At 71.3% G+C, this 17347-nt stretch carries 18 protein-coding genes and 1 other RNA gene; 9 read left to right on the top strand and 10 right to left on the bottom strand.

Features of this window, described 5'->3' with window-relative positions; translation table 11 throughout:
- Positions 1-168 precede the first annotated feature (168 nt).
- The 4 genes from VQ03_RS01030 to VQ03_RS01015 all read right to left on the bottom strand — a co-directional run bounded on the left by VQ03_RS01030 (position 169) and on the right by VQ03_RS01015 (position 3352).
- Positions 169-1044: an NAD(P)-dependent oxidoreductase gene (locus tag VQ03_RS01030; protein WP_048448993.1), complete on the bottom strand. Its 876-nt coding sequence runs from the start codon at positions 1042-1044 to the stop codon at positions 169-171.
- 63 nt (positions 1045-1107) lie between these two features.
- On the bottom strand, positions 1108-1545 hold the full coding sequence (locus VQ03_RS01025; protein ID WP_048448992.1) for a tellurite resistance TerB family protein: 438 nt from the start codon (positions 1543-1545) through the stop codon (positions 1108-1110).
- Positions 1546-1806: 261 nt separating this feature from the next.
- On the bottom strand, positions 1807-2937 hold the full coding sequence (locus tag VQ03_RS01020; protein WP_048448991.1) for a zinc-dependent alcohol dehydrogenase family protein: 1131 nt from the start codon (positions 2935-2937) through the stop codon (positions 1807-1809).
- Positions 2938-3085: 148 nt separating this feature from the next.
- Positions 3086-3352 (bottom strand): DUF1127 domain-containing protein, encoded by a 267-nt coding sequence (locus VQ03_RS01015; protein ID WP_245291921.1) that lies wholly within the window; start codon positions 3350-3352, stop codon positions 3086-3088.
- A 106-nt stretch (positions 3353-3458) separates the two neighbouring features.
- Here VQ03_RS01015 and VQ03_RS01010 point away from each other — a divergent pair, with 106 nt between their 5' ends.
- From VQ03_RS01010 to VQ03_RS01000, 3 genes are all read left to right on the top strand, one after another.
- Complete coding sequence (locus tag VQ03_RS01010) at positions 3459-4337, top strand: LysR family transcriptional regulator (RefSeq protein ID WP_048448990.1); 879 nt, start codon at positions 3459-3461, stop codon at positions 4335-4337.
- A gap of 329 nt (positions 4338-4666) precedes the next feature.
- Positions 4667-5929: a porin gene (locus tag VQ03_RS01005; RefSeq protein WP_083467700.1), complete on the top strand. Its 1263-nt coding sequence runs from the start codon at positions 4667-4669 to the stop codon at positions 5927-5929.
- Between the two features lie 160 nt (positions 5930-6089).
- Complete coding sequence (locus tag VQ03_RS01000; RefSeq protein ID WP_048448988.1) at positions 6090-6725, top strand: LysE family translocator; 636 nt, start codon at positions 6090-6092, stop codon at positions 6723-6725.
- A 315-nt stretch (positions 6726-7040) separates the two neighbouring features.
- On the opposite strand, the gene VQ03_RS00995 is transcribed toward VQ03_RS01000, so the two are convergent.
- From VQ03_RS00995 to VQ03_RS00985, 3 genes are all read right to left on the bottom strand, one after another.
- Positions 7041-7541, bottom strand: coding sequence for a hypothetical protein (locus VQ03_RS00995; protein ID WP_048448987.1), 501 nt, complete (start codon positions 7539-7541; stop codon positions 7041-7043).
- A 13-nt stretch (positions 7542-7554) separates the two neighbouring features.
- Positions 7555-8877: a dual-specificity RNA methyltransferase RlmN gene (rlmN, locus tag VQ03_RS00990; RefSeq protein ID WP_048448986.1), complete on the bottom strand. Its 1323-nt coding sequence runs from the start codon at positions 8875-8877 to the stop codon at positions 7555-7557.
- A 192-nt stretch (positions 8878-9069) separates the two neighbouring features.
- Positions 9070-9672 carry an invasion associated locus B family protein gene (locus VQ03_RS00985; RefSeq protein ID WP_048448985.1) on the bottom strand — a complete coding sequence of 201 codons (603 nt, stop codon included), beginning with the start codon at positions 9670-9672 and terminating at the stop codon, positions 9070-9072.
- A 173-nt stretch (positions 9673-9845) separates the two neighbouring features.
- Between VQ03_RS00985 and VQ03_RS00980 the strand changes: the two genes are divergently transcribed.
- Positions 9846-10898 carry a phosphotransferase gene (locus VQ03_RS00980; protein ID WP_048448984.1) on the top strand — a complete coding sequence of 351 codons (1053 nt, stop codon included), beginning with the start codon at positions 9846-9848 and terminating at the stop codon, positions 10896-10898.
- On the opposite strand, the gene VQ03_RS00975 is transcribed toward VQ03_RS00980, so the two are convergent.
- Positions 10895-11101: a hypothetical protein gene (locus VQ03_RS00975; protein ID WP_048448983.1), complete on the bottom strand. Its 207-nt coding sequence runs from the start codon at positions 11099-11101 to the stop codon at positions 10895-10897. The genes VQ03_RS00980 and VQ03_RS00975 overlap by 4 nt on opposite strands.
- A gap of 209 nt (positions 11102-11310) precedes the next feature.
- On the bottom strand, positions 11311-11910 hold the full coding sequence (locus tag VQ03_RS00970) for a GNAT family N-acetyltransferase (protein WP_048448982.1): 600 nt from the start codon (positions 11908-11910) through the stop codon (positions 11311-11313).
- Between the two features lie 198 nt (positions 11911-12108).
- Between VQ03_RS00970 and zapE the strand changes: the two genes are divergently transcribed.
- From zapE to VQ03_RS00955, 3 genes are all read left to right on the top strand, one after another.
- Positions 12109-13308 (top strand): cell division protein ZapE, encoded by a 1200-nt coding sequence (gene zapE, locus VQ03_RS00965; protein WP_048448981.1) that lies wholly within the window; start codon positions 12109-12111, stop codon positions 13306-13308.
- 84 nt (positions 13309-13392) lie between these two features.
- Positions 13393-14529: a M20 family metallopeptidase gene (locus VQ03_RS00960; protein ID WP_048448980.1), complete on the top strand. Its 1137-nt coding sequence runs from the start codon at positions 13393-13395 to the stop codon at positions 14527-14529.
- A 92-nt stretch (positions 14530-14621) separates the two neighbouring features.
- Positions 14622-15209, top strand: a complete 588-nt coding sequence (locus VQ03_RS00955) for an NUDIX domain-containing protein (protein WP_048448979.1) — start codon at positions 14622-14624, stop codon at positions 15207-15209.
- 39 nt (positions 15210-15248) lie between these two features.
- Here the strand turns inward: VQ03_RS00955 and VQ03_RS00950 are convergent, their stop codons facing one another.
- Positions 15249-16238: an alpha/beta fold hydrolase gene (locus VQ03_RS00950; RefSeq protein ID WP_048448978.1), complete on the bottom strand. Its 990-nt coding sequence runs from the start codon at positions 16236-16238 to the stop codon at positions 15249-15251.
- A 113-nt stretch (positions 16239-16351) separates the two neighbouring features.
- Between VQ03_RS00950 and ffs the strand changes: the two genes are divergently transcribed.
- An RNA gene (ffs, locus tag VQ03_RS31400) (signal recognition particle sRNA small type) lies at positions 16352-16448 on the top strand.
- A 63-nt stretch (positions 16449-16511) separates the two neighbouring features.
- Positions 16512-17347: DNA polymerase III subunit gamma/tau (dnaX, locus tag VQ03_RS00945; RefSeq protein WP_048448977.1), on the top strand; the 836-nt coding region annotated here is incomplete at its 3' end.

Here is a 17347-nt window from a genome sequence, read left to right as displayed (position 1 = left end):
CGCAACCCGATCCTGACCCGTCACCGCCGATTTCCACCCCCGCGTGAGATCCCGCCTGCGACAGCGCTATCGAGGGCGCGCAGGCGGGCTCTCCCGCTTTCGCTCAGCCACACCATGCCAAGGAACACGACCCCGGGCGGTCCCCGACAGGACTCCCCCGCGGCGAGCTTATCCCCGCCCCGCCCGCCGCATCGACACCGTCGCCAGGGCCGCCAGGTCCTTCTCCCCGTCGCCATGCGCCAGCGCGTCGAGCAGGCTGTCGCGCAACACGCTGGCGAGCGGCATCGGCACCCGGGCGGCCTCGCCCGCGGCGAGCGCCAGGCGCACGTCCTTGGCGCCGAGCGCCAGGCCGAAGCCCGGCGGCTCGTAGCGGCCCGCGGCGATCGAGCCGCCGTAATTCTTGTAGACCGGGGCGGCGAAGATCGTGTTCGTCAGAAGGTCGAGGAGGTCGGAGGCGGCGACCCCGTGCGCCTCGCCCAGGGCCGCGGCCTCGCCCATCGCCTCGATCGCCGCGACGATCATCATGTTGCCGGCGAGCTTGACCGCGTTGGCCCGGGCCGGCACCTCGCCGAAGCGCCAGGTCTTCACCCCCATCGCGTCGAGGAGCGGCTGCGCCCGGGCAATGGCGTCGTCCGGCCCGGCCGCCAGGATGTTGAGCTTGCCCATCTCCGCCACGTCGGGCCGGCCGAAGACCGGCGCGGAGACGTAGGGCACGCCCGCCCGGCCGTGCACCGCCGCCAGCTCCTCGGCGAGCGCGACCGAGATGGTGCTGGTGCCGAGATGGACGCCCGGCTTCTCGGCCTGGTCGAGGAGGCCGCCCTCGACGAGGACGGCACGGAGCGCGGCATCGTCGGCCAGCATCGTCACCGCCGCGTCGCCCCGGAAGGCCTCGGCGGGGGTCGCCACCGGCTCGGCGCCGTGGGCGCGCAGGGCCTCGGCGGCCTCGGGAGAGCGGTTCCACACCCGGACGCGATGGCCCGCCTTCACCAGGTTGAGGGCCATCGGCCGGCCCATCCGGCCGAGCCCGAGAAATCCGACATCCATCGCCGACACTCCCCATCCTTCGGGTCGCGGAGGAGATATGGCGGGACCGCGCGGTGTCAGGCCCTACAGTCCCAGCAAGGCCATCTTCTCGACGCCGAGCACCTCGGCGATGTCGTCGAGGGCTTTGTGCTCCAGGTCGCTGATGCCGCCCTGGTCGGCGACGTCGGCGGCGATGAGGAAGACGTCCTGGCGCTGCTCCAGCGGCCGGTCGGCGATGGCGCCGACGAGGCGCAGGTTCTCCAGCCGCCCGGCCCGGCTCTTCGCCCGGGCGATCGCCTCGTGCAGCTCCTGCTCGAGCTTCAGCACGCCGTAGGACTTGTGCAGGATCGGGTTGTTGCTGAGGTCGGCCAGCGCCGTCTCGATCTCCTCCTCGTCGATCTCCTGGTCGGCCAGGATCACGGTGGCCGCCGCCGAGCAGGCGGCGTGGAGGAAGGCGGTGTCTCCGGCATAGGACATGACGACCCGGCCGAACCGGGAGAAGGCATCCTGAAACAGCCCCATGGCACGTCCTTGAGAAAGAAGATCCTTCGGGCCGGCAGCGGGCGGCCCCTCGTCGCTTTCCGCCATCGATGCATGGCGCCGAAGCCCGGGCAAGTGCGGCGCCGCCTCGCCCGGCGAGGCGTGCGGTCGAGGGTGGAGGTCTGCGCAAGAAAAACACCGAGCGTGCCCTGGCCGACACGCTCGTGAGATCCGTGAACGCTGCGGCGCGACCCGATCGGACCGCGCCGCGACTGGTGCGGCCCGATCGGGATCAGGCTGCGCTCACATCGCGATGACTTGCCGGATCGCCTCGCCGCGATCCAGCCGGTCGAATCCCTCGTTGATCTGGTCGAGGGTGAGGGTGCCGGTCATCAGCTTGTTCACCGGCAGGCGGCCCTGGCGGTACATCGCGAGATAGCGCGGGATATCCCGGGCCGGGACGCAGGAGCCCATGTAGCTGCCGCGCACCACCCGCTCCTCGCCGACGAGCCCGACCGGCGGCAGGGTGAAGCTGTGGTTCGGGTTGGCGAGGCCGGCGGTCGCCGTGGTGCCGCCGCGGCGGGTGATGCGGTAGGCGGTATCGAAGGCCTTGACCGAGCCGGCCATCTCGAGCGCGTAATCGACCCCGCCATCGGTGGCGTCGCGGATCGCCGCGACCGCGTCGGGATCGGAGGCCAGGAAGGTGTCGGTGGCGCCGAGCTCGCGGGCGATCCGCAGCTTGTCCTCCGACAGGTCGACCGCGACGATCCGGCCCGCCCCGCAGGCGACGGCGCCGATCAGCGCCGAGAGGCCGACGCCGCCGAGACCCACCACCGCGACGCTCTGGCCCATCCGGACCTGGCAGGTATTCACCACCGCGCCGACGCCGGTCATCACCGCGCAGCCGAACAGGGCGGCCTCCGTGAGCGGAATGTCGGGATCGATCTTCACGATCGAGCGGCGCGAGATCACCGCGTACTCGCCGAAGGCCGAGACGCCGCTATGGTGGCTCACCTCCGCCCCGTCGCAGCGGATGCGCTTGGCGCCGGACAGGAGCGTGCCGCGGGCATTGGCGGCGTTGCCGGGCTCGCACAGGGCGCCGCGCCCCTCGCGGCAGGGCGCGCAGCCGCCGCAGGTCGGCACGAAGGACATCACCACGTGATCGCCGCGCTTGAGGTCGATGACGCCGGGCCCGGGCTCCTCGACGATGCCGGAGGCCTCGTGCCCGAGGGCCACCGGCACCGGCCGCACCCGGTCGCCGTTGATGACCGAGAGGTCGGAATGGCACAGGCCGGCGCCGGCGATCTTCACCAGCACCTCGTCCGGCCCCGGCGGATCGAGCTCGATCGTCTCGATGCGCAGCGGCCGGGTCTCGGCATAGGGCCGCGCGACGGGGGCATGGTGCAGAACGGCGGCGCGAACGCGTAGGGACACGATGGATCCTCCCGGCGGGGCGTCTTCTGGCGGGCCCCGGCGGGAGCAGGCTGGCAGCGGTGCCGCGGCCGGTCAACCGGCTGCGGCACATGGTTCGGCCGTCCGGCTCAGCGAGTTGGGCCAGCCACTTGTTGGCCAGCCACTTGCCTCACGCCGCATCGTGCGTGCCGGCCTGCCAGAACGGGCGGCGCGCCTCCGCGAGGGCCTCCCGGCGGGAGAGGCCGACATCGGCCAGGGTCTCGTCGGTCATGAAGGGCAGGTCGCGTCCCAGGCTGCGGCGGGCGTCCCAGCGCCGGAACCAGCGCTTCAGGATCGCCACGCCGGCGAGGCGCGGTTCGTGCGCGCGGCTCACGGTCGGCGCCCGCGGGGCGCCGGCGGAACGCTGCGTCGGGAACGGGATGACGGTGGCGGCCACGATGTCTCTCCTTCGATGCGTGCGCCGCACAGCTACCCGGGACGCGCGCCGCCGTATATTGAGTTCTTGACTCCGCTTCGTGCGCGAAACTCACGGAAAGGCCGCCATGCGCCAGCTGCCGCCCCTGTCGTCCCTGCGCGCCTTCGAGGCCACGGCGCGCCTCGGCTCGGTCACGAAGGCGGCGCAGGAACTCGGGCGTACCCACGGGGCGGTGTCGCGCCAGGTGCGGGCGCTCCAGGAGCAGGCCGGCACGGTCCTGTTCGAGAAGGCCGGCACCGGCCTGCGGCTCACCCCTGCCGGCGAGGCGTTCCGGGGCGTGGTGGCGGGGGTGCTCGACGACCTGGAGCGGGGCTACCAGCGTCTGCGCGATGCCGGGCGGGGCGCGACTGTCCACCTCGCCTGCGGGGCGACCTTCGCGATGCGCTGGCTGGTGCCGCGGCTGGCAGGCTTCTACCGCGAGCGGCCGACGGTGCAGGTGCGCCTCTCGATGACCTCGGCCCGGGAGATCCGCGACGACGGCGCCGACCTGGTGCTGAGCTGGGACCGGCTCGCCCACCCGATCCGCGACGAGGCGAGGGCGGCCCTCCTCGGCGACGTCGCTTTCGGAGTGGTCTGCGCCCCCGGCTACCCGGTCCGGGCGGAAGGCGGGCGCCTCGTCGCCGAAACCCGCATCGTCCACGAATACACGCCGCATTCCTGGCCGGCCTGGGAGGCGGCGACCGGTGTGCGGATCGCGGCGGAGCGGGACATCGCCTTCCCGCACAACGGCCTGTGCATCGAGGCCGCCCTGTCGGGCCTCGGCGTCGCCGTGGTGGAGCACATGCTGGTGCGCGACGACCTCGCCGCGGGCCGCCTCGTCGCGCCCTGCGGCCTCCACCGCTTCGCGAACGGCTTCGCGGCCGTGCCGGCGGCCGACCGCCCGCTCTCGCCGGCCGCGGCGGCCTTCCTCGACTGGCTGCGGCGGGTGCTGGCGGAGGAGGTGTGACGCGACGGGTCCGCGGCGCCCCGTGATTCGAGCGCGCCGCCTGCGCGACGGGTGACCGGTCCGGCCGGGAATGGCCGGCGACGCGATGGCCTGGATCTCGTCCGCCTTCCCCAAAGCCAAGGCGCGTCAGGACAGTTCCCGCCTACATCAACCAAGTATCAATCCGCGTTGCGCGAAAGACACTGCGCCGGATACAGCGTCGCAACGTTGCCTAGTTTGCCTATTTTTTGAGCAAAAGCCCAATAATTGGTTTTGCCACGCTGCCGCCACACTGCCAGCTTGACCGCAGTTGAACCGGCCGACTTCGGCCCCAGATGGACGTCCCGCCCGTGGCAATGCGCTTCACCCTCAGCAGCCTGACCGTCGCCCTGCTGTCGTCCGGCTCCGCCTACGCCGCCGACCTGGCCGCCCCGGCCCCTGCCCCGGTGGCCGTTGTCGAGTCTTGCAAGGCGACCCTGTCGCTGCCGGCCTATGGCGGCATCATCAAGCCGAACCCGAACCCGTCCTGCTTCACCCTCGGCGGCTTCGGCGACATCTATGTCGGCGGCGCTATCACCGGCTACGCCTACACCCAGACCAATCCCTTCCCGTTCTCGGCCGCGCCGCTGCCGAGCGACCGGGCGGCCCGGGTCGATTTCACCAACATCCAGGGCTGGATCCAGAAGGCCGACGGGCCGTTCCAGTTCTACGTCCAGGCCGGTGCCTACGCGATCCCGGCCCTCGGCTTCCTGAACTACAGCGCCCTCGACCAGACCGACCTGCTGTTCACGCCCCTGCCGGTCGCCTTCGGCAAGTACGTGTTCAACGACAACTGGTCGATCCAGGGCGGCCGGATGCCGACCCTGATCGGCACCGAGGCTCCGTTCACCTTCCAGAACCTGAACATCTCCCGTGGCCTCCTGTTCAATCAGGAGAACATCATCAATCACGGCGTGCAGGTGAACTACAGCGACGGCCCGTGGTCGGCCTCGGTGGCCGGCACCGACGGGTTCTTCTCCGGCAACATCAGCTGGCTCACCGGCGCCATCACCTACAAGCTCGACGACAACAACACCTTCGGCATCAACGGCGGCCTGAACCTCGACCGCACCGACGTGCTGTCGCGCAGCATCCGCTACGCCTTCGCGACCCCGCTGTTCCAGCAGAACAGCGGCATCCTGTCGGTCAACTATACCTACTCGAACGGGCCGTGGACGATCACGCCCTACTTCCAGTACACGAACGTCGCGCGCGACAACCGGATCGGCATCGTCGAGGGCGCCTCGACCTATGGCGGCGCGGTCCTGGCGAGCTACGCCTTCAACGACAATTTCGCGCTGGCCGGCCGCGTCGAGTACATCACCCAGACCGGTGTGCCGAATGCCGGCTTCACCAGCCTGCTCTACGGCCCGGGCAGCTCGGCCCTGTCCTTCACCGTCACCCCGACCTTCACCTTCGACCGCTTCTTCGTCCGCGGCGAGTATTCGCGGGTGCAGCTCTACGACATCACCCGCGGCGATCTGGCCTTCGGGACGCTCGGCACCGGCTTCGGCCGTACCGGCAACCGCACCTCGCAGGATCGCTACATGATCGAGGGCGGCATCACCTTCTGACGCCTCCCCGATCATCGGCGTCACTCGCGCCCGCCCGGAATCCTCCCGGGCGGGCGCGCCTCGTTGGGCGGCCTGCGCCGGGCCTCGGACCGGCCTTTTCCGGCTTGCATGGGGCTCGCGGGCGGGTACTGACCGGGTCAGCCTCCCCGCGGAGCCCCCGATGAGCTTTCTGCCCGACACCCCGACGCTGCTGGCCTATCTCGCCGCCTGCCTGGTGCTGTTCGTCACGCCCGGACCGGACATGAGCCTGACGCTCGCCCGGACCATCGGGTCGGGGCGGCGCGCCGGGATCGTCACGGTTCTGGGGACGAGCCTCGGCACCCTGATCCACACCCTCGCCGCCGTGCTCGGCATCTCGGCGCTGATCGCCGCCTCGGCCACCGCCTTCACGGTGCTGAAGGTGGTGGGTGCGCTCTATCTCGCCTGGCTGGCCATCGACGCCCTGCGCCGCGGCTCGGCCCTGACCGTGCGGGCCGAGACGGTGCGGGGCGGAGCGTGGCGCACCTTCTGCCTCGGGCTCGGCGTGAACCTCACCAACCCCAAGGTGGTGCTGTTCTTCCTGACCTTCCTGCCGCAATTCGTGCGTGCCGACGCTCCCGACCCGACCGGTCAGCTCGCCTTCCTGGGCTTCACCTTCGTGGGCCTGTCGCTGCCGCTGGGGATCCTGATGGTGCTCGGTGCCGCCCGGGTCACCGGCGCGCTCCAGGCCCGGCCGCGGCTGATGCGGGGGATCGACTGGCTGTTTGCCGGGCTGTTCGGCACCTTCGCGGCCCGCATCCTGCTCACCGTGCGCTGACGGCGCCGACGATGGCCGTGCCCGCCGCCAGGCGCAGGGGGCGGATCTCTCGGGAATGACTTCGACGGAAAGCCTACCCGGCGCCCTCGACTCCGAACGAGACTTTCACGGGACGAGAGCATTGTCCGACGAAGCGGGTACCGGTTCGTCGCAGAACATGCGGCAAAATCAGAGACCGAGAGCAGCGCCCGGTCGCAACGCGACCGGGCGCTGCTCTCGGCGATCCCGACGACTCCCACAACCTCGACGCGCCTGCACCTGCGGTAACGGGTAGACGATTGACGGGCGCCGACCGGTGGCAGACGTCTCGCCGGGTCACCGCCGCGGTGGCGCGGCCCACATCGTCGCCGGCCCGCGCCCGGCGAAGCGGCCGGCGGCGAGCCAGTAGACGAGGCCGGCGACCCCGCCGGCGCAGAACAGGAGCGCCGTCCCCCGCCCCTCCCCGGCCCCTGCCGGCCCGCTGGCGCCGCGCATCAGCCAGGGCAGGAGGGCGGTGAGCAGCCCGGTGGCGCCGCCGTACCAGGCGAGGGCCCGCCAGCCCAGCACCTCGCCGACGATGGCGTTGAGAACCGGCGGCACCGCGACGAGGAGCAGGATCGCGCGGCCCAGACTCACCGCGCCCTCGACCATGCCGGGATCGGGGGCGTAGCCCTCGGCAAGGTCGGACAGAACGGCTTCGAGGCCCGACAGGCCGAGCGTGCCGAGGAGGTCGCGCAGGACCGGATCCATCACGACGCCGATCCCGAGGGCGATCCCGCCGCAGGCGATCGCCATCAGGAGCGCGGTCGCGACGGCGAGGAGACGGCCGAGGGACATCCCGTTCGTCCCGTCAGTCGTCGTCGTGGGCCGCCGCGTAGACGCCCTCGGCGCCGATGCCCTCTTCCAGCATCAGCCGGGCCCGGGCGCGCAGCTTCTCGGTCTCGCTCTTGAGCTGGCCGCAGGCCGCCAGGATGTCGCGGCCCCGCGGCGTGCGCACCGGCGAGGCGTAGCCGGCATTGAACACGATCTCGGAGAAGCGCTCGATCCGCTCCCAGTCCGAGCATTCGTACTTGGAGCCGGGCCAGGGATTGAACGGGATCAGGTTGATCTTGGCCGGGATGCCCTTGAGCAGGCGCACCAGCTCCTTCGCCTCGGCGTCGGAATCGTTGACGCCCTTCAGCATCACGTACTCGAAGGTGATGCGGCGGGCATTCGACACGCCCGGGTAGTCGCGGCAGGCCTGGAGCAGGTCGCGGATCGGGTATTTGCGGTTGAGCGGCACCAGCTCGTTGCGCAGGTCGTCGCGCACGGCGTGCAGCGAGATGGCCAGCATGGCGTTGGCCTCGAGGCCGAGCCGCTCGAATTGCGGCACCACGCCGGAGGTCGAGACGGTGATGCGCCGCCGCGACAGGCCGAGGCCCTCGTGGTCGCTCATCACGCCGACCGCGTCGATGACGTTGTCGACGTTGTAGAGCGGCTCGCCCATGCCCATGAACACGATGTTCGACACGAAGCGCGAGCCGTCGACCGGCACGAAGGCGCCCTTCGGCGGGGTCTTGCCGGGCCAGTCGCCGAGGCGGTCGCGGGCCACCACCAGCTGCGAGACGATCTCCTGGCACGAGAGGTTGCGCACCAGGCGCTGCGTGCCCGTGTGGCAGAACGAGCAGGTCAGGGTGCAGCCGACCTGGGACGAGACGCAGAGCGTGCCGCGGTCGTTGGCCGGGATGTAGACGCACTCGATCTCGGCGCCGCGGTTGTGGTCGTGCCGGCCGGTCGGCGGCATGCGGATCAGCCACTTGCGGGTGCCGTCGCGCGACACCTGCTCGCTCACCACCTCGGGCCGGTCGAGATTGTGGATGCCGGCGAGCTGGTTCTTCAGCACCTTGCTGACATTGGTCATCTCGTCGAAGGACGAGGCCCCGCGGACGTTGATCCAGTGCCAGAGCTGGCCGGCGCGCATGCGCTGCTCGCGCTCGGGCACGCCGATGGCGGCGAGGCGGCCCTTGAGGGCCTCGCGGGTGAGGCCGACGAGGGAGGTCGGGCCGGTGGTCTCCAGCGCCTCGGGGCGGATCTCGGGCGTCTTCTCGATCGCCGGTGCCGGACCGGGATGGGCTTGTGTTGCCGGTACGGCGCCAGTCCCGCGCCGGGCGGTGTCGAACGACGCCGTCGCCATGATATCTCAGACCTTCGGATGAAACGGATGACAGGCGCATATAGGGGTATTCGGGCCGAAACGCGATGGGCGGGCGCCGAATCGCGTCGAGGGCGCACCATCGATGCCGGCGAAACCCTCCGCGTCATCCCGGGGCCGCGAAAGCGGAGCCCGGGATGACGCAGTACTTTCTCCGCACCCGTCTTGACGTCTCTACTTGCACTCCTCGCGGGTGCGCTTCATCGCCTCGCCGAAGCCGTCGAGAGCGTATTCGTCGGTCGAGGCGTTGCCGCGCTGCGAGACGGCCTTGATGACCACCTTCTTGCCCCGGGCCATCTCGGCGACGACCTTGCTCTCGTCGGCCGGGTTCTGCACCCAGGCGTTGGTGCCCTTCACCACGAGGGCGTAGCGCGCCGAGCCGATCGCCAGGCTGGGATCGGAGGCGGTGGAGGCCGGGGCCGGCACGGCGCCGTTCGCCGCCGCGGTGGTGGTGGCCTGGCTGCTGCCGGGCTTGGGCGCGAAGCCGAGCATCACCGCGACCTCGTTGTTGACCTTCTCGCCCTTGCGCACGGTGACGAAGAGGTAGGCCGGATCGCGCTTGAGGCTCTTCGGCAGCCGCACCTGCGGCTGGCTGATGGCGTAGCAGATGCGCGATTTGCCCTCGCCGGCGGCGAAGACGTTCCAGTCGCCGAAGGTGCCGATGGGGCTGGCCTGGAGGCTCGCGGGCGCGGCCTCCGCCTTGGGCTTCGGCCGGGCTTCGGCGGGCAGGACGAGGGCGAACAGGCCGAGGGTGGCGAGGAGGGATGCGCGAATCATGCGGGCACTCTAGTCGCGGGGGGTGCGCTTGCCCACCCGATCGCCGGAAAATGCGGCGAAATCAGTGGGCTACACACATCTCCCGACGAATTGCTGCGGTGCAGGAATGACCCTGCGCCCCGGCTGGGGCATGGTCCAGGCCGGACACGCACGCGAGAGGCCGCGAAGGTCGCATGACTGCCCCATCCCCGTCCGACCTGCCCGAGACCATCCCGGTGCGCGAGGCGCACCGCTTCCCGACCGAGGCGCTGGAGGCGTTCCTCGCCCAGCAGGGGCTCGGGCGGATGAACGAGCTGCGCCAGATGCGCGGCGGGCAATCGAACCCGACCTTCCTGGTCATGGCCGAGGCCGGGGAATACGTGCTGCGCAAGCAGCCGCCCGGAAAGCTCCTGCCTTCCGCCCACGCGGTCGACCGGGAGTTCCGCGTCTTGCAGGCGCTCGCCCGCACCGACGTGCCGGTGCCGCAGGCGGTGGCCTATTGCGCCGATCCGGCCGTCATCGGCACGCCGTTCTACCTGATGGAGCGGCTGCACGGCCGCGTGTTCTGGGACCCGATGCTGCCCGAGCTGGCACGCGAGGAGCGGGCGCCGATCTATTACGGCATGAACGAGGCCCTGGCCCGCCTCCACCTCGTCGACCCGGCGGCGATCGGGCTCGCCGATTTCGGCCGTGCCGGCAACTACTTCCAGCGCCAGATCGAGCGCTGGTCGAAGCAGTGGGTCGCGTCGAAGACCCGCGAGAACGCGGCGATCGACCGCCTCGCCGAGTGGTTGCCGGCCCATATCCCGGCCGACAGCGACGAGACCCGGATCGTCCACGGCGATTTCCGCCTCGACAACATGATCTTCCACAAGACCGAGCCGCGGGTGATCGGCATCATCGACTGGGAGCTGGCGACGCTCGGCCATCCGCTGGCCGATCTCGGCTATAACTGCATCGCCTACAACACGGCGCCGACCGCCTATCGCGGCATGCTCGGGCGCGACCTTTCCGCCCTCGGCATCCCGACCCAGGACGAGTATGTGCGCCGCTACTGCGAGCGAACCGGGCGGCGCGACGGCATCACGCCGTTCCACGTCGCCTTCGCGCTCTTCCGCCTGGCGGTGATCCTGGAAGGCGTGCTCGCCCGGTCCATGGCCGGCAACGCCTCCAGCGACGAGGCGAGCCAGAAGGGGGCGCTGGGCATCGCGCTCGCCGAGCGGGGCTGGGAGTTGGCGCGGGGCTAGAGAGCGTCCCGCTCGCGCCGCCGCCGGAGGCGGGTGACGCCGTAGACCGTCGCGAGCCGCAGGCGGGCGGACCGGACCGGGGGCGCGTTGCGCTCCGCCTGGACCGCCGCGATGGTGCGCAGCGCCGCCGCGACGGAGCGCTCCAGGCTCGACTGGATCTGCGCGGCGGTGTCCTCGCCGCTCGTGGTACGGACGGGCTGCATCCGGATGTCCCCTCCTGCTGTCTTGCCTCCGGTTTGACCCGGGCAATCCGGCACGGGAGGGGCCGGATCGTGGCGAGGCGGGGTCTCGATTAAGGTTTTATTCACTATTCCACGGGCGGGCTTCGTTGCCCGAGGTCGTCCCGAGGCGGCATGACCAGCCCCGGGACGACGCCGCGACGCGTCGCCGTCGGCGGCGCGCGGTCAGGCGATCAGAGGGCGGGCAAGATCGGCAGGTCCATGATCGGCAGGTTCACGATCGGCCAGGTCGTCGACGCGGCCACCGCGGCGTCGAACACGCCGTCCATGCCCTCGCGCCAGAGCGAGAAGAGCGTGGGCGGGCTGAGCGCCAGGACGGCGTGGATCTCCCGGCTGTCGAGGCGCAGCTCGGCGCCGAGGCGTCTCGCCAAGGCCCGCATCGGGCGATTGCCGGGCAGGCAACGCAAGTGCAGCCGGCTTTTGCCGCCGTTGCGGGCGGCTTGCGTGAGGCGCGCGCCGAGGGCGGCGCCGAGCCCGCGCCCGCGATGGCCGGGCGCCACCGCGAAGGCGATCTCGGCCTCGGCCGCCGCGCCGGCGGGGCGCAGCTCGCCGACCCCCCGCAGGGTTCCCTCCGCGAAGGCGCCGAAGACCAGGCCCTCGGCGGAAACGGCACGGGCCGCGTAGGTCGCCGCGGCGGCCTCGCTCACCGCGCCCATGAACCGGTCGAAGCGGGATTGCGGGTCGAGGCCGCGGAACAGGGTGACGACCGCATCGCGGTCGGTCGACCAGAGGCGCCGGATCTGGGTGCCGGCAGGCAGTTGGGTATCTGGCATTCTCGAGGTGCTCTCCGGACAGGGGACGGCACGATCTCGAGCGTTTCCTCATCCCGGTCGGCGACCGAGATTGTGCAATGCAGCAGATGGGATCCCCGTTCCGGGGTTGCACGGCACGGCGGCCGTGCCGCCGGCGCATGCATCCGCCATGATCTCACCGCATTGCGCGGGCCCGCGCGCCGCGATAATCCCCGTCTGGTGACGCACAGCCCCGCTTCCGCCGCCCGTGGCCCGGTCGCCACCCGCTACGACGCCCTGGTCGAGTCGGGTGCGATCGAGCGCGATGCCGCCCAGACCGACCTCGTCGCCCGCTTCGACGAGCTGATCCGCGACCTCGCCGAGGTGCCGCCTCCCGAGAAGCCGGGCCTCCTCGGCCGGCTGTTCGGGCGCCAGCCGGATCCGGTCGCCGGTCCCCGCGGCCTCTACGTCTGGGGTCTGGTCGGCCGCGGCAAGACCATGCTGATGGACCTCTTCCACGAGGCGGCCCCGAACCCGAAACGCCGGGTCCATTTCCATGCCTTCATGGGCGACGTGCACGAGCGCATCCACCGCCACCGCCAGGCGGTGAAGCAGGGAACCGCCCGGGGCGACGACCCGATCCAGCCGGTGGCCGAGGCGCTGGCGGCGGAAGCGCGCCTGCTCTGCTTCGACGAGTTCACCGTCACCGACATCGCCGACGCGATGATCCTCGGGCGTCTGTTCACCGCGCTCTTCGCCCGTGGCACCGTGATGGTGGCGACCTCGAACGTCGAGCCCGACCGGCTCTACGAGGGCGGGCTCAACCGCGCCCTGTTCCTGCCCTTCATCGACCAGCTCAAGGAGCGGGTCGAGGTCGTGCGGCTCGATTCGCGCACCGATTTCCGCCTGGAGAAGCTCGGCGGCAGCCCGGTCTACCACGTGCCGGCGGACGCGGCGGCGGCGCAGGCGCTCACCGGGGCGTTCCGGGCGCTGTCCGGCGAGCCGCAGGGGCGGCCGACGACGATCCAGGTCAAGGGCCACGAGGTGGCGATCCCCGAGGCGGCCGGCGGCGTCGCCCGGTTCACCTTCGCGGATCTCTGCGCCCGGCCCCTCGGCGCCGCCGACTACCTGGCCCTGGCCGAGCGCTTCCACACCGTGATCGTCGAAGAGATCCCGGTGATGGACTTAGCCCAGCGCAACGAGGCCAAGCGCTTCATCATCCTGGTCGATGCGCTCTACGACACCCGCACCAAGCTGCTGGCCTCCGCCGCCGCCGAGCCGACCGGGCTGTATCTGGCCGATTCCGGCCGCGAGGCGTTCGAGTTCGAGCGCACGGTCTCGCGCCTGATCGAGATGCGCTCGGAGGAATACCTCGCCCTGCCGCATGGCCGGCCGGATTCCGAGGCCTCGGGCAGCACGACGGGGCTGGTGGAGACGTAGCGCGCTTTTCTCGATGGTGTCGCATGTCGCGCGCCGAAGCGGTGATACATCCGCGTTGTTAGATCATCCGATCCGAGGCCCCCGATGACCCCCTCCCCCTTGCCCACCGACCTCTCGCCGGAGCGCGCCGTCGCGGCGGTCTCGCGCTGGCTGGCGGTGGAGAGCCCGACGGATTCGACTGACGGCGTCAACCGGATGATGGATCTCGTCGCCGAGGAGGCCGCCTCGCTGGGTCTCGCCGCCGAGCGGGTGCCGGGCCGGGAGGGTTTCGGCGACAACCTGATCCTGCGGGCGGGGCCGCGGACGGGTGAGCCCGGCCTCCTGGTCCTGTCCCATCTCGACACCGTGCACCCGATCGGCACGCTCGCCCACGATCTGCCGGTGCGGGTCGAGGGCGACCGCCTCTACGGCCCGGGCGTCTACGACATGAAGGGCGGCGCCTGGCTGGCGCTCCAGGCCTTCGCGGCGGCGTCCCGCTCGGGCCTCGCGCGGCGCCCCCTCACCTTCCTGTTCACCAGCGACGAGGAGACCGGCTCGCAATCGACCCGCGGGCTGATCGAGGATCTGGGCCGGACGAGCGCCGCCGTGCTGGTGACCGAGCCCGGCCGCGACGGCGGCAAGGTGGTGACCGGGCGAAAAGGGGTCGGGCGCTTCGATGTCCATGTCGAGGGCCGTCCCTCGCATGCGGGCACCCGCCACGCCGACGGCCGCAACGCCATCCGGGAGGCCGCCCGGCTGATCCTGGAGATCGAGGGGCTGACCGACTATTCGCGCGGCGTCACCACGACGGTCGGCACCGTCGCGGGCGGCACCGCCGAGAACGTGGTGCCGCAGCATTGCAGGTTCGCCGTCGACCTGCGGGTCGTGACCGCCGCCGACGGGCAGGATTACGCCGGCCGGATCCTCGGGCTTCGCGCCTCCGAGGATTTCCGCGTGACGGTGACCGGCGGCATGAACCGGCCGCCCTACGCGTCGCAAGCCGGCGCCGCGCTCTACGCCCACGCCAAGGCGCTCGCCCGCGACGAGCTCGGGATCGATCTCGGCGAGGTGCCGCTCACCGGCGGCGGCTCGGACGGCAACTTCACCGCGTCCCTCGGCATCCCGACCCTCGACGGGCTCGGCATCGACGGCGACGGGGCGCACACCCTGCAGGAATACGGCCTGATCTCCTCGATCGCCCCGCGCCTGCGGCTGATGCAGCGGCTGCTGGAGACTCTCTGAGGATCCGGGGCGGAGCGATCTTTCGCCCCCCACCCCGCGTTGCAGGCCCGCATCCTGCACGGATGCGGGACCGCCACGGATGACAGGCGCGCATGACCGACCGCCACAACCCCTGGGTGACGCTCTCGCGCGAGCGCCGCTACGAGGACCGCTATCTGGGCGTCGACCTCGACCGGTTGCGCCACGAATCCGGCCGCGAGCATCCCCACGTCGCCCTGCGCTTCAAGGTGTTCGGGGTCGCGGTGCTGCCGGTCGATCCGGAAGGGCGGGTGACTCTGATCGGCCAGTACCGCTACGTGCTCGACCGCTTCACCTGGGAATTGCCCCGCGGCTCCGGCCCGGTCGCCGACGACGCGCTCGCCACCGCCCGGCGCGAACTCAAGGAGGAGACCGGCGACGAGGCCAAATCCTGGCTCGAGCTGCTGCGCCTCGACGCCTCGCCGGGCATCTCGAGCGAGCGGGTGCCGGGCTTCGTCGCCTGGAACCTGAAGCGCGGCCCGGCTCATCCCGACCCGCAGGAGAGCCTGCGGGTGCGCCGCCTCCCCTTCGCCGAGGCTTTGGGCGAGGCGCTGACGGGCACGATCACCGACGGGCCGAGCGTGGCGCTGCTCTTGTGCCTCGCCGAGCGGGCCCGGCGGGGGGATCTGCCGGGGGATCTTTTGGACTTGCTGCGGAAGTAGCGGCGGGACAAACCGTGCCGATGGAGCGGGGAGACCGCCTCACCGGGCCGCCAGTTCCCGCAGCAACGTCTCGTGGAACCGGTCCGGCGCCTCGACCTGCGGCGAGTGGCCCAGGCCCTCGAACATCACCAGCCTCGCCCCCGTGATCCGCGCCGCGACCTCCGGCCCGAGCCGGTCGTAGCGCCCCAGGGTCTCGGCGAGGGCCGGCGCGGCGCGGTTGGCGCCCGGGGCCGTTCGGTCCTTGGTCCCGACCATCAGCACCGTCGGCACGCGCAGCCGGTCGAATTCGTGCACGACCGGCTGGGTGAAGATCATGTCCGAGGTCTGGGCCTGGTTCCAGGCCACCCGCTCGGCGCCGGGACCGGCGTAGAGCCCGGCCTGCATCTCGACCCAGCGGTCGTATTCCGGTTTCCACTGGTCGTCATAGTAGAACTTGAGCTGATAGGCCTTGATGCCGGCGGCACTCGTCTTGCGCTCGGTGGCGTAGGCCGCGTCGATGGTCTGGTAGGGCACGCCCTTGGCCTGCCAGTCCTCGAGCCCGAGGGGATCGACCATCACCAGCCGATCCACCGCCTCCGGGAACATCAGGGCGTAGCGGGCCGCCAGCATGCCGCCCATCGAGTGGCCGACGATGGTGGCTCGTCCGATGCCGAGGGCGGCGAGCAGGCCACGGGTGTTGGTGGCGAGTTGGCTGAAGCTGAACTGGTAGCCCGCGGGCTTCGTCGACTTGCAGAAGCCGACCTGGTCGAGGGCGAGCACCCGGTAGCCGGCCCGGGCCAGCACGGCCGCGGTCTCGCCCCAGGTCGCGGCGCAGAAGTTCTTGCCGTGGAGCAGCACGACGGTGCGGCCGTTCGGGCGCTCCGGCGTCACCTCCATGTAGGCCATCGCCAGGTCCTGGCCCTGCGACGCAAAGGTGTGGCGCCTGACCGGATAGGGATAGTCGAACCCTTCGAGCTCTGGCCCGTAGGAGGGAGCGGCGGCGGCAGCCGTGGCGGAGAGGAGGGCGACGGCGAGGAGCGGCAGGCGCATGCGGCGGGGTCTCCGGTGGTAACGAGGCTCTTACAACGCGCAGCCCGAACGGAGTCACGCGCCGAGGCAGAGCCGCGCTTGCGTTTCCGGCGCCGGCCCGCCATATAGGCCTCGGGAGGTTGGCGAGGGACGTTTCACTCGCCAACCGGGTCAGGTCCGGAAGGAAGCAGCCCTAACGAGACCGAGCGGGTTTTCGTCCAGCCTCCCACCCTACCCCTTTCAGGAGCGCGTGCGCCCCCGCCTCGGGGGCCGCCCTCACGACCCTGCGAGCGCATGGACGAGACCTCCGGCACGCCCTCGATCGACGAGCCGGGTCTTCCCGGGTTCAGCGCCGCCCCGGCTCCGCCGGCTCCCGCCTACCGGGTCCTAGCGCGCAAGTACCGGCCCAAGGATTTCGACGACCTGATCGGCCAGGGCGCCATGGTGCGCACCCTGGCGAACGCCTTCGAGGCCGGCCGCATCCCGCAGGCCTGGATGCTCACCGGCGTGCGGGGCGTCGGCAAGACCACCACCGCCCGCATCCTCGCCCGCGGCCTCAACTACGCCCTGCCCGACGACCCGAATGCCGGGCCGACGATCCGGCTGCCGAAGCTCGGCCTGCATTGCGCCGCCATCATGGAATCCCGGCACATCGACGTGCTGGAGATGGACGCCGCCTCGCATACCGGCATCGACGACGTCCGCCAGATCATCGACGGCATCCGCTACTCGCCGGTCTCGGCGCGCTACAAGGTCTACATCGTCGACGAGGTCCACATGCTGTCCGAGAAGGCGTTCAACGCCTTCCTGAAGACGCTGGAGGAGCCGCCGCCGCACGCGAAGTTCGTCTTCGCCACCACCGAGATCCGCAAGGTTCCGGTCACCATCCTGTCGCGCTGCCAGCGCTTCGACCTGCGCCGGGTCGAGGCCGAGGCGCTGATCGCCCATCTCCGGAAGATCTGCGACGCCGAGGGCGTCTCGGCCGAGGCCGAGGCGCTGGCCGCCATCGCCCGGGCCGCCGAGGGCTCGGTGCGCGACTCGCTCTCGCTCCTCGACCAGGCGATCGCCCACGGCGCCGGCCACGTCACCGCCGAGACGGTGCGCGACATGCTCGGCCTCGCCGACCGGGC

The sequence above is a fragment of the Methylobacterium tarhaniae genome, assembly GCF_001043955.1.
GTDB classification, from domain to species: Bacteria; Pseudomonadota; Alphaproteobacteria; order Rhizobiales; family Beijerinckiaceae; genus Methylobacterium; species Methylobacterium tarhaniae.
Note: the sequence above shows the minus strand (reverse complement) of the source record. Positions and strands in the feature narration are given on the sequence as shown.